This is a genomic window from Halomonas sp. HG01, from assembly GCF_000968715.2.
GTDB lineage: Bacteria > Pseudomonadota > Gammaproteobacteria > Pseudomonadales > Halomonadaceae > Halomonas > Halomonas halophila.
Genome location: NZ_CP022134.1, coordinates 1,269,682 through 1,281,368 on the forward strand (window position 1 = coordinate 1,269,682; position 11,687 = coordinate 1,281,368).

7 protein-coding genes are annotated in these 11,687 nt (G+C 70.0%); 5 read left to right on the forward strand and 2 right to left on the reverse strand.

The window, feature by feature from the left end; all coding sequences use genetic code 11:
* Positions 1 to 9: 9 nt before the first annotated feature.
* Complete coding sequence (locus UN84_RS05945) at positions 10 to 2,697, reverse strand: ATP-binding protein (protein WP_046079694.1); 2,688 nt, start codon at positions 2,695 to 2,697, stop codon at positions 10 to 12.
* A gap of 119 nt (positions 2,698 to 2,816) precedes the next feature.
* Between UN84_RS05945 and cysM the strand changes: the two genes are divergently transcribed.
* Genes cysM through ppc form a run of 5 tightly spaced genes read left to right on the forward strand, consistent with a single transcriptional unit; the run spans position 2,817 to position 10,944 of the window.
* Positions 2,817 to 3,713: a cysteine synthase CysM gene (gene cysM, locus UN84_RS05950; protein ID WP_035596759.1), complete on the forward strand. Its 897-nt coding sequence runs from the start codon at positions 2,817 to 2,819 to the stop codon at positions 3,711 to 3,713.
* A gap of 1 nt (position 3,714) precedes the next feature.
* Positions 3,715 to 5,148, forward strand: coding sequence for a 23S rRNA (uracil(1939)-C(5))-methyltransferase (locus UN84_RS05955; RefSeq protein ID WP_046079693.1), 1,434 nt, complete (start codon positions 3,715 to 3,717; stop codon positions 5,146 to 5,148).
* The gene (gene relA / locus UN84_RS05960) at positions 5,141 to 7,420 is read left to right on the forward strand and encodes a GTP diphosphokinase (RefSeq protein WP_046079692.1); all 2,280 of its coding nucleotides are present in this window, start codon (positions 5,141 to 5,143) and stop codon (positions 7,418 to 7,420) included. Before UN84_RS05955 ends, relA begins: the two co-directional genes overlap by 8 nt.
* Entirely contained in the window at positions 7,417 to 8,280 is an 864-nt protein-coding gene (gene mazG / locus UN84_RS05965) for a nucleoside triphosphate pyrophosphohydrolase (RefSeq protein WP_046079691.1), read from the forward strand. Before relA ends, mazG begins: the two co-directional genes overlap by 4 nt.
* 15 nt (positions 8,281 to 8,295) lie before the next feature.
* Positions 8,296 to 10,944, forward strand: coding sequence for a phosphoenolpyruvate carboxylase (gene ppc / locus UN84_RS05970; protein WP_046079690.1), 2,649 nt, complete (start codon positions 8,296 to 8,298; stop codon positions 10,942 to 10,944).
* A gap of 127 nt (positions 10,945 to 11,071) precedes the next feature.
* On the opposite strand, the gene UN84_RS05975 is transcribed toward ppc, so the two are convergent.
* Entirely contained in the window at positions 11,072 to 11,629 is a 558-nt protein-coding gene (locus UN84_RS05975) for a hypothetical protein (protein ID WP_237022368.1), read from the reverse strand.
* Between the last annotated feature and the right edge of the window lie 58 nt (positions 11,630 to 11,687).

Below are 11,687 nucleotides of genomic sequence, written 5' to 3' on the forward strand. Positions count from 1 at the left end.
CTCATCGGATCAGGCGCCGGACGTCGACGTCGAGGCGGGCTGAGCCGCCTGCCAGTCGCGCAGCGCGGTCATGGCCGCGTAGAGGTCCGGCAGCAGCGGTGTCACCGCTTCCAGCCCGCGGGAGCGCAGCCGGGTTTCCAGGGTCTCGGCCAGCAGCCCCAGGCGCGGCACGCCGCAGTAGCGGCAGGCGCCGTTGAGGGCGTGAATGGCGTCGAGCAGCGCCTCGGCATCGCCGACTTCCATGGCCTGGCGAACCTGGGCTTCGCTCTCGTCCAGCGAATCGATCAGCTGGCCCAGCAGCTTGCGGGCCAGCGCCTCGCGGCCGCCGGCCAGCTGGGTGCCCAGGGCCAGGTCCACCGAGGCCAGCTCGCCATCGGTGGCCGGGTCGGCCTCCGGCGCCTCGCCGGCTTCCTCGAGCGCCAGGCCCACGCCCAGGTGATGACGCAGCAGGCTCGACAGCTGGGCGGTGTCCAGCGGTTTCTCGAGCACGCCGTCGAGGCCGCTTTGCAGCAGCTGGCGCCGCTGTTCGCTCTGCACGTGGGCGGTGACGGCGATGATCGGTACATGGCGCCAGTGCCCGCCCAGCTCGCGCAGCGCGCGGGTCGTTTCCACGCCATCCATGCCGCGCATGCGGATGTCCATCAGCACCACGTCGAAGCGTCTCTCCTGGGCCATGGCCAGGGCCTCCTCGCCGCTGGCGGCGAGTCCCACCTCCAGCTGCGGGCCGCTGATCAGCTCCTGGAGCAGCAGGCGGTTGGATTCGGTGTCGTCCACCACCAGCAGGCTCAGCGGGCCGCGGGGCGCCGTCGTCTGGCGGGCCGGCAGCCGGTCGCGACGGACTCGCGTCAGAGCGCGGCTGATCGATTCCACCAGGGTGCGCCGCGACAGCGGCTTGCTCAGCACCTCGCCGCCTTGGGGCAGCGGCAGCGCCGGCAGATCGGGCGGGCTGGCATTGACCAGCAGCATCGCCGGACACTCCAGGCGCTCCAGGCGCTGCTGCAGGGCCGTCTGCCCCGACGGCGACAGGTCCGCGTCGGTCAGGCCGAACACGGCCAGCGCCGTCTCGTGGCCGAGCGCCTGCCGCTCTCCGATCACGCGGGCTCCCCAGCGCCCCAGCAGGTGACGCAGGGCGGAGCGGGTCGGGCCGTGGGGCTCCTCCAGCACCACGCACTTGCCGTCGAGGGTCATCTCGGGTTCGCGCTCTTCCGGGGTCTCCGGCGGGCACGCCAGCGGCAGGCTGAAGGCGAAGGTCGAACCCTCGTCCGGGGTGCTCTCGACGCTGATCTCGCCGCCCATCTGTTCCACCAGCTGGCGGCTGATCGCCAGCCCCAGGCCGGTGCCGCCGAACTCGCGCTGGTGGCTGGCATCGGCCTGCCGGAAGGCCTGGAACAGCCGGCGCTGGGCCTCGTCGCTCATGCCGATGCCGGTATCGCTGACCGCCACCCGCAGCACCACGTGCCCGGCGGCACGTTGCTCGACCATCACGCGGACGATCACCTCGCCGTGCTCGGTGAACTTCACGGCGTTGCCGACCAGGTTGGTCAGCACCTGGCGGATGCGCAGCGGGTCGCCGCTGAGGGTCTCCGGCACGTCGTCGTAGACCAGGCCGAGCACCTGGATGCCCTTGGCCTGAGCCTGGGGCGCCTGCAGCCCCAGCACCTCGTCGACCAGGGCCACCATGTCGAGCTCGGTGTGTTCGAGTTCCAGACGACCGGCCTCGATCTTGGAGAAGTCGAGCACGTCGTTGACCAGCATCAGCAGGTTGTCGCAGGCGCGCTGCACGTGGTCGAGCCATTCGCGCTGCCGGGGCGCCATCTCGGTGCGATGCAGCAGGCGGCAGAAGCCGATGATGCCGTTGAGCGGGGTGCGGATCTCGTGGCTCATGTTGGCCAGGAATTCCGACTTGGCGCGGTTGGCTTCCAGGGCGCGGCGGTGCGCCAGGTCCAGCTCGATGTTCTGGACCTCGATGGTCTCCATGGATTCCTGCAGTTCGCCGGTGGCCTGCTCGATCTGGGCCTGCAGGTCGTCGCGGGCCGAGGCCAGGTGCTCGCCCAGGGCGTTGAGCCGCTGGGCGAGGCGGGCCAGCTCGGCCTCCTTCGGCACCGATAGCGGCTGCGGGGCGCCGCCGGCGGTCAGCCATTCCAGCGAGCGGGTGACGTCTTCCAGCGGCTGGGTCAGTCGCCGGCTCAGGCCGTAGGCCACCAGGAACAGCAGCAGGCCCACGATCAGCAGCAGCAGCCCGCCGCTGGCCAGGTGACGATAGTAGGTGAGGGGCAGCGTCGAGGCGTCGATGTCCAGCGTCAGCCGGGCGCCGGGCGCCCCGGGCAGCGCCGCCTGCAGCCGCCAATGTCGACCGTCCTCGATCAGCGCCGGACCCTGGGGGGACACAAGATCGCTGGCCTGGCGCAGTCGGCCGAGCTCCAGGCGGCGTTCGCCGTCGGCGCCCAGGATTCGCAGGGCGCGCACGTCCTCCAGCTCGAGCAGGCGACCGGCCAGGGCCTCCAGTTCGGCCGCGTCGCCGGCCGCCAGCGCCTGGCCCAGGCTGGGGGTCAGCAGATCGGCGGCCTGTGTCAGGCGCTCGCGCAGCTGCAGCCGATGATGGCGATCGTCCAGCTCCGTGACCGCCACCACCAGCAGGGCGATCAGCACCAGTGGCAGGGCGAGGATGGCCAGCATCAGGCGGGTCTTCAATGACATCGGGAGGGCTCGTCGGCTGGGGTGTCGTGCCCCAGTATGCCACAGCCGGCCGGGATGCCTGTCCAGTGTCGGTGCCCGAGGATATAATGCCGAAAAGACGTTTCCAGAAGGACGGTTGCATGCATTTCCCCACCCTGGAGGAGACCATCGGCCACACGCCGCTGGTCCGCCTGAAGCGCATCACGGCCGGGCGCAACAACACCCTGCTCGCCAAGCTCGAGGGCAACAATCCTGCCGGGTCGGTCAAGGACCGTCCGGCGCTGTCCATGCTCGAGCAGGCCGAGGCGCGGGGCACCATCTCTCCGGGCGACACCCTCGTCGAGGCGACCTCGGGCAATACCGGCATCGCCCTGGCCATGGCCGCGGCGATCAAGGGCTATCGACTGATCCTGATCATGCCGGAGAACGCCTCCAGCGAGCGCAAGCAGGCCATGGCCGCCTACGGCGCCGAGCTGATTGAGGTCAGCCGCGAGGGTGGCATGGAGGCGGCCCGCGACCTGGCCGAAAGCATGATCGCCCGGGGCGAGGGCAAGCCGCTCGACCAGTTCGCCAACCCCGACAATCCGCTGGCGCACTATCGGGGCACCGGTCCCGAGCTGTGGGAGCAGACCGGCGGCACCATCACCCATTTCGTCAGCTCCATGGGCACCACCGGCACCATCATGGGTGTCTCCCGCTACCTCAAGGAGCAGAGCCCCGAGGTACGCATCGTCGGCCTGCAGCCGGAAGACGGCGCCAGCATCGCCGGCATTCGCCGCTGGCCCGAGGCCTACCTGCCGGGCATCTTCGAGCCTGCCCGGGTCGATCGGGTGCTCGACATCGGCCAGGCCGAGGCCGAGGAGCACATGCGTCGCCTGGCCCGGGAGGAGGGGATCCTGTCCGGCGTGTCGTCCGGCGGGGCGCTCGCCGGCGCCCTGCGCATCGCCGAGGAGGTCGAGAACGCGGTGATCGTGTTCATCGTCTGCGACCGCGGCGACCGCTACCTGTCCACCGGCCTGTTCGCCCCGGAGTCCTGAGGTGGGGCTGGGACAACGACGGCCCGCGCGCAAGAGTGCCGGCGTCTCGGGGCTTCAGACGGCGAAACGCGGCCAGAAGGCCGCCAACGGCGGCGGCGATCAGGGCGCCATCCTGACGATCGACGGCCTGGCCCATGACGGCCGCGGCGTGGGGCGCCTGGGCGACGGCAAGACGGTGTTCGTCGACGGTGCCCTGCCGGGCGAGCGCGTCGAGATCGCCGTGCATCGGACCCGCCAGCGCTTCGACGAGGCCCACGTGCGCGAGGTGGTCGAGGCCTCGCCCGAGCGCGTCACGCCGCCCTGTGCCCACTACGGCACCTGCGGCGGCTGCGACCTGCAGCACCTGAGCCTGGACGGGCAGCGTCGCCACAAGCAGGCGGTGCTGCGCGAGCTGCTGGCCCGCCAGGGCATCGCCCCGGACGGCGAGCCCGAGCTGCTGGCCGAGGCCGGCGAAGGCTATCGGCGCCGGGCGCGCCTCGGCGTCAAGGTCGATGCCGATGGCCGGGTGCACCTGGGCTTCCGCGCCCGGCACAGCCACCGGCTGGTGGACCTCGACGACTGCCCCATTCTGGTGCCGGCACTGGCCGCCCTGCTGGCGCCGCTGCACCGACATCTGGCCGAACTGGAGGCGCCGCGTCAGGTCGGCCATCTGGAGCTGTCCTCGAGCGACGCCGGCGTGACCCTGGTGGTCCGCCAGCTGCGCGAGCACGACGGCGATACCCGTCGCTGGCGCGAGTTCGCGCTGGCCCGGGGCTTGCATCTGGCACGCTGGGTGGGCCGCGAATCGCCGGCCTTCGAGTGGCTGACGCCGGCGCCGGACCTTCACGCCCATCTGGCGGTCGATGAACGCTCGCTGCAACTGGGTTTCGCCCCCGGCGATTTCCTTCAGGCCAACGAGGCGGTCAACCAGCGCATGGTGACCGAGGCGCTGGCGTGGCTCTCGCCCCTGGCGCCCGGCGAGCGGGTGCTCGACCTGTTCGCTGGGGTCGGCAACTTCAGCCTGCCGCTGGCGGCCCTGGGCGCCGAGGTGACGGCGGTGGAGGGCAGTCCGGCGATGGTCGAGCGGCTGGCCGACAACGCCCGGCGCAACGCGCTCGAGCTGACGGCCCGGCAGGCCGATCTCAGCCGCGCCGAGGCGCTGGGCACGCTGCTCGATGTGCCCGGGCTGCGCCAGGTGCTGCTCGATCCGCCCCGCGACGGCGCCGAGGCCGTGTGCCGAGCGCTGGCCGAGCGGCCGGTGCCGCGGGTGCTCTATGTGTCCTGCGATCCGGCGACCCTGGCGCGGGATGCCGCGCATCTGGTGCGGGCGGGCTACGTCATCCAGCGGTGGGCGGTGGCCGACATGTTCGCTCACACCGCTCATCTGGAATCCATGCTGCTGCTCGAGCACCCGGACGCCGGGCAGCGGGGCGAAGGAGCGTCAAGAGATGGTTAAAGTGCGGGAAGATCAGCCCCTGACCGAGCGGGGAACGGTGGATATTCCCCGTTGGGTCGCGCGCCTGCAGGACGACGTCAAGCTGCGCGATGCCGAGGAGATGCGCGTGGCCTGCGAGCTGGCCGAGCGTCTCGAGCAGGAGTCCGACCGGCCCCACAAGGCCTGGCTCAAGGACGGATCGAGCTTCCGCATGGGCCTGGAGATGGCCGATATCCTCGGCGAGCTGCGCCTGGACCAGCCGGCCCTCGAGGCCGCGGTGCTCTATCGCGCGGTGCGCGAGGGGCTGATCGACCTGGCCGAGGTCACCAAGCGCTTCGGCCGGGAGGTGGCCGGGCTGATCGACGGCGTGCTGCAGATGGCCGCCATCAGCACGTCCCAGATGCCCTGCCAAGGACTGAGCCAGCACGACCAGCAGGACAATCTGCGCAAGATGCTGGTCAACATGATCGACGACGTGCGGGTGGCGCTGATCAAGATCGCCGAGCGTACCTGCGCGCTGCGCCAGGTGCGCGACGCGCCCCGCGAGAAGCGCCTGCAGGTGGCCCGCGAGGTGTTCGACATCTACGCACCGCTGGCCCACCGGCTGGGCATCGGCCACCTCAAGTGGGAGCTGGAGGACCTGTCCTTCCGCTACCTGCACGAGGAGGACTACAAGACCATCGCCCGCCAGCTGGCCGAGAAGCGTCTCGACCGCAACCGCTACATCGAGGATGTGGTGGCCACCCTCAAGGGGCTGATGGAGGCCCAGGGCATCCATCAGTACCAGGTGGACGGCCGCGCCAAGCACATCTACTCGATCTGGCGGAAGATGAAGCGCAAGGCCATCGACTTCTCCCAGGTCCACGATATCCGCGCGGTGCGAATCCTGGTCCCCGAGATCACCGACTGCTACACCGTGCTCGGCATCGTCCACTCGCGCTGGCACCACGTGCCCACGGAGTTCGACGACTACATCGCCAACCCCAAGAAGAACGGCTATCAGTCCCTGCACACGGCGGTGTTCGGCCCCGAGGGCAAGGTGCTGGAGATCCAGATCCGCACCTTCTCGATGCACGAGGAGGCCGAGCTCGGGGTCTGCGCCCACTGGCGCTACAAGGGCCACGACACCAACGCCAGAAGCGCCAGCTACGAGGACAAGATCGCCTGGCTGCGCCAGGTGCTCGAGTGGCAGGAGGAAGTCGGCGACTTCGGCGACATCCGCGAGGGCCTGTCCAGCGACGTGGCGCCGGACCGCATCTACGTCTTCACCCCCGACGGCCACGTCATCGATCTGCCGCGGGAAGCCACGCCCATCGACTTCGCCTACCGGGTGCACACCGAGGTCGGTCACCGCTGTCGCGGAGCCAAGGTCAACGGGCGCATCGTGCCGTTGACCTACCGGCTCGGCACCGGCCAGCAGGTCGAGATCCTCACTGCCAGCAAGGGCGGGCCGAGCCGCGACTGGCTCAACCCCAACCTCGGTTACGTCTGCACCTCCCGGGCGCGGGCCAAGATCCAATCCTGGTTCAAGCACCAGGCGCGGGACCGCAACCTCGAGGAGGGGCGCGTCCTCTTCGAGCGCGAGATGAAACGCCTGGACGTCGGCGACATGGATCTCACCCGGCTGGCCAACCAGGTCAACTATGCCGGCCCCGAGGACATGTACGCCGCGCTGGGGGCCGGCGACCTGCGCATCGGCCAGGTGCTGCACCAGGCCCAGCAGCTGTTCGGCGAGAGCGACGACCAGGAGCAGCTCGACAAGCTGCTGGCCAAGCCGCGCAAGGCCGCCGACAAGCCGGAGGGCGACGGCATCACGGTGCTCGGGGTCGGCAACCTCAAGACCAGCATGGCCAACTGCTGCCATCCGGTGCCCGGCGAGTCGATCGTCGGCTTCATCACCCAGGGGCGCGGCGTCACCGTGCATCGCGAGGACTGCCCCAACATCCTGCAGCTGCGCCTCGACGAGCCCCAGCGGGTGATCGAGGTGGAGTGGGGCGAGCGGGCCCGCACCCAGTATCCGGTGGACATCGAGATCCAGGCCTGGGACCGCTCGGGGCTGCTGCGCGACGTGACCGCCGTACTCAGCCACGAGAAGGTCAACGTGCTGTCGGTGAACACGCTCACCGATACCGACGACGGCATCGCGCGGATGCAGATCACCCTGGAAGTGGACGGCCTGGAGACCCTCGGCCGGCTGTTCTCGCGCATCCAGCAGCTGTCCAACGTCATCGAGGTGCGTCGCCTGCGGGCCGGCGGCAAGGGCAAGAACAAGAAGAAGGGCAAGAAGAAATGAGCGAGCGCCGCTTCGATCTCGACGACCTGCTGACGCTGATGGCGGTGCTGCGCGACCCCGAGCAGGGCTGCCCCTGGGACGTGAAGCAGGACTGGGACAGCATCGTGCCCCACACCCTGGAGGAGGCCTACGAGGTCGCCGACGCCATCGAGCGTCGCGCCTACGACGAGCTGCCGGGCGAGCTGGGCGATCTGCTGTTCCAGGTGGTCTACTACAGTCAGTTCGCCGCCGAGGAGGGTCGCTTCGACTTCCATGAGGTGGTCCACGTCCTGACCGCCAAGATGCTGCACCGTCATCCGCACGTCTTTCCCGACGGCACCCTGGCCTCGCGACGAGAGGACGTGAGCGCCGCCGAGGTGGAAACGCAGCAGGTACACTCGCGCTGGGAGTCGCTCAAGGCCGAGGAACGCGACGCGCGGGCCGAGGAAGCGGCCACGGCCTCGGTGCTGGACGACGTGCCGCGCAACCTGCCGGCGCTGTCCCGGGCGGCCAAGCTGTCCAAGCGCGCCGCCCGGGTCGGCTTCGACTGGCCGGACAGCCGCGGCGTGATCGCCAAGCTGCGCGAGGAACTCGCCGAAGTGGAAGAGGCGCTGGCCGAGGGCGATCATGACCACGCTCGGGAGGAGGTCGGCGACCTGCTGTTCGCCGCCGTCAACCTGGCGCGCACCCTGGACGCCGATCCGGAACGCTGCCTGCGCGGCACCAACGGCAAGTTCGAGCGCCGTTTCCGCCGGCTGGAGGCCGCCCTTCAGGAAGAGGGCGTGACGCCGGCGGAGGCGGGGCTCGAGCGCATGGAGCGGCACTGGCAGGCGGCGAAGCGACACGATAACCACAACGATATTCCCCCCACCCACGAGTGAAGGAGAATCCTGGACATGAGCCACGACCTGCACGAATCGCTGCGGGACAACGTCCGCATCCTGGGCGACAGTCTGGGGCGTACCATTGCCGATGATCTTGGCAAGGACTTCGTCGATCGCATCGAGACCATCCGCGGCCTCGCCAAGCAGGGTCGCCAGCGCGAGGCCGACAGCAACCGCCAGCTGATCGACTACCTGCGTGGCCTGCCGGACAGCGACCTGCTGCCGGTGACCCGTGCCTTCAACCAGTTCCTCAACCTGGCCAACATGGCCGAGCAGCACTATCGCGCCCGCTTCCGCCGAGTCGAGGACTACAAGCCCGGCGCCCAGCCGGTGCTCGGCGAGCTGCTCGAACGCGCGCGCAGCGAGGGCCACACGCCGCGCAAGCTGGTCGAGGCGCTCGCCAACATGCGCGTCGAGCTGGTGCTGACCGCCCACCCGACCGAGGTCATTCGTCGGACCCTGATCCAGAAGTACGACGCCATCGATGACTGCCTGACCATCATCGAATCCTCCGCCGACTATCCCGAGCGCGCCGCCCGCGCCCACGGCCGCCTCGAGGAGCTGATCAGCCAGGCCTGGCACACCGACGAGATTCGCCACGAGCGCCCGACGCCGGTGGACGAGGCCCGCTGGGGCTTCGCGGTGATCGAGAACTCGCTGTGGCAGGCGGTGCCGGACTTCCACCGCGACCTCGACAATCTGCTGCTCGATACCGCCGGCGAGCGGCTGCCGCTGGACGCCGCGCCGATCCGCTTCGCCTCCTGGATGGGTGGCGACCGCGACGGCAACCCCAATGTCACCGCCAAGGTCACCCGCGAGGTGCTGCTGCTGGGCCGCTGGATGGCGGCGGACCTCTACTCGCGCGACCTCGAGCAGCTCAAGGCCGAGCTCTCCATGTGGAAGGCCAACAGCGCGCTCAAGGCCGAGGTGGGCGACGTCGCCGAGCCGTATCGCGAGCTGATCAAGCGCCTGCTGAGCAAGGTCGAGGCCACCCGCGACTGGGCCCAGGCCCAGCTCGACGGCGTCAACTACGACGGCGGGCCGATCATCGAGACCCGCGACCAGCTCTATGCGCCGCTGCTGGCCTGCTACCGCTCGCTGTGCGACGTGGGGCTCGACACCATCGCCAATGGCGTGCTGCTCGATACCCTGCGCCGGGTCTCGGTGTTCGGCGTCACCCTCACCAAGCTCGACCTGCGTCAGGAATCCACACGCCACGAGCAGGTGATGGAAGAGCTCACCGACAGCCTGGGACTCGGCCACTATCGCGACTGGAGCGAGGAGCAGCGCCAGGAATTCCTGCTCGACGAGCTGTCTTCCCGCCGGCCGCTGATTCCGCGTCGCTGGGAGTGCTCCGCCGAGACCCGCGAGGTGATCGATACCTTCCGCGTGATCGGCTCCGAGCACGTCGAGGCCCTCGGTACCTACATCATCTCCATGGCCGGCCAGCCCTCCGACGTGCTGGCGGTGGCGCTGCTGATGAAGGAAGTGGGCGGCGAGGCCACGCTGCCGATCGCGCCGCTGTTCGAGACCTTGGACGACCTCAACCGCGCCGGCGACGTCATCGACCGGCTGCTGGCGCTGCCGGGCTATCGACGGCTGATCGGGGATCGTCAGGAAGTGATGATCGGCTACTCGGACTCGGCCAAGGATGCCGGCCAGCTGGCCGCGGCCTGGGCCCAGTACCGGGCCCAGGAGACCCTGGTGGAGGTCTGCCGGCGCCACGACGTCGACCTGACGCTGTTCCACGGCCGCGGCGGCACGGTGGGTCGCGGCGGCGGTCCAGCCCATGCGGCCATCCTGTCCCAGCCGCCGGGATCGGTGAACGGCAGCCTCAGGGTGACCGAGCAGGGCGAGATGATCCGCTTCAAGTTCGGCCAGCCCGACATCGCGCTGCGCTCCATGGAGATCTACGCCTGTGCGGTGCTCGAGGCCTCGCTGCTGCCGCCGCCGGCCCCCGAACCGGCCTGGCGCGAGGAGATGGACCGCCTCGCCGGCGTGGCCCACCAGGCCTACGTGGGCGTGGTGCGCGAGGACCCCGACTTCGTGCCCTACTTCCGCTCGGTGACGCCGGAGACGGCGCTGGGTCGGCTGCCGCTGGGTTCGCGCCCCGCCAAGCGGCGCCAGGACGGCGGCGTCGAGACCCTGCGCGCCATTCCCTGGATCTTCGCCTGGACCCAGACGCGGCTGATGCTGCCGGCCTGGCTGGGCAGCGGGGAGGCCTTCGCCGAGCGCATCCAGGAGCCGGGCGGGCTCGAGGTGCTGCGCGAAATGCGCGACCGCTGGCCGTTCTTCGGCACCTATCTCGACATGCTCGAGATGCTGCTGGCCAAGGCGGATGTCAGCATCGCGGCCTACTACGAACAGCGCCTGGTCGACGAGCCGGCCCTGCAGGCCCTCGGCGAGCGGTTGCGCGAGCGCTTCGGTCGTCTCAACGGTGCGGTGCTCTCGATCCTGGATCAGGACGAGCTGCTCGAGAGCACGCCGTTGATCCGTCAGGCAGTAGAGGTGCGCAACCCCTACATCGACCCGCTTCACGGCCTTCAGGCCGAGCTCCTGCAGCGTAACCGCGACGCCGATGGCGCGATCAGCGGCGACCTGTCCCGGGCGCTGATGGTGACCATGGCCGGCATCGCCGCCGGGCTGCGCAACACCGGCTGATCCCCGGCGCCGTGCGAGGCGCGCCGAGCGACAGAGCACCCCGAAGGCCCTTGGCCTTCGGGGTTTTTCGTCTGATGCAAGCGGTGAGGCGCCCCCGGTCTGCGGCGTGGAGGCCTGGTGGAACAGGCTAGAAGGGCAGATGCACCGAGGCGGTGACCATGTTGAGGTGTTCGAGCGCGGGGTCGTCGACGCGCTCGACCTCCAGGCGGCTGACCCAGTCGTTGTCGAAGTCGAGCCGTGCACCGAAGCCGTTGACGCGCGTCATGCCGCCCTGGGAGAGCTCGGGGGCGTGGCCGCTGGCCGCCTTGCCCTGCCAGCCGGCGAGGCCCGACTTGGCGTAGAGACCGAAGGCACCGAAGCGCACGCCGGCCAGCAGGCTGCCGCCGAGGCTGGTGGTATCGAGCAGGGTGTCGCGGGTCGCACTGGTCACGGGGACGTCGTTGCTTTCCCGATAGCGGATCTCGGCGCCGAAGTCGAAGCTCGGCAGGTCGTGTGGCGACAGGCCGGCGGTGAGACGGAAGCCCGATGTCACGCCATCGGGGCTCTGGACGTTGCCGCCCAGCAGCTGCACCCCGTTGTCTAGGCGAGCGAGGGCGGTGTCGTCACCCGCGTAGGCGGGCTCGTCGGCGCCTGCCAGCGCAGGGGTGGCGCTCAGGGTGGGGAGCAGCAGCAGGGCGATCAGCATCGACCGCCATGGACTCGGGATCTTCATCGCTCAGGCCTGGAGAGGGTGCCCGTCGGGT

Bases quoted from the DNA above. Each gene is read 5' to 3' on its own strand.
- UN84_RS05945 (WP_046079694.1), bottom strand. From the start codon at position 2,697: ATGTCATTGAAGACCCGCCTGATGCTGGCCATCCTCGCCCTGCCACTG.
- cysM (WP_035596759.1), top strand. From the start codon at position 2,817: ATGCATTTCCCCACCCTGGAGGAGACCATCGGCCACACGCCGCTGGTC.
- relA (WP_046079692.1), top strand. From the start codon at position 5,141: ATGGTTAAAGTGCGGGAAGATCAGCCCCTGACCGAGCGGGGAACGGTG.
- mazG (WP_046079691.1), top strand. From the start codon at position 7,417: ATGAGCGAGCGCCGCTTCGATCTCGACGACCTGCTGACGCTGATGGCG.
- ppc (WP_046079690.1), top strand. From the start codon at position 8,296: ATGAGCCACGACCTGCACGAATCGCTGCGGGACAACGTCCGCATCCTG.
- UN84_RS05975 (WP_237022368.1), bottom strand. From the start codon at position 11,629: ATGCTGATCGCCCTGCTGCTGCTCCCCACCCTGAGCGCCACCCCTGCG.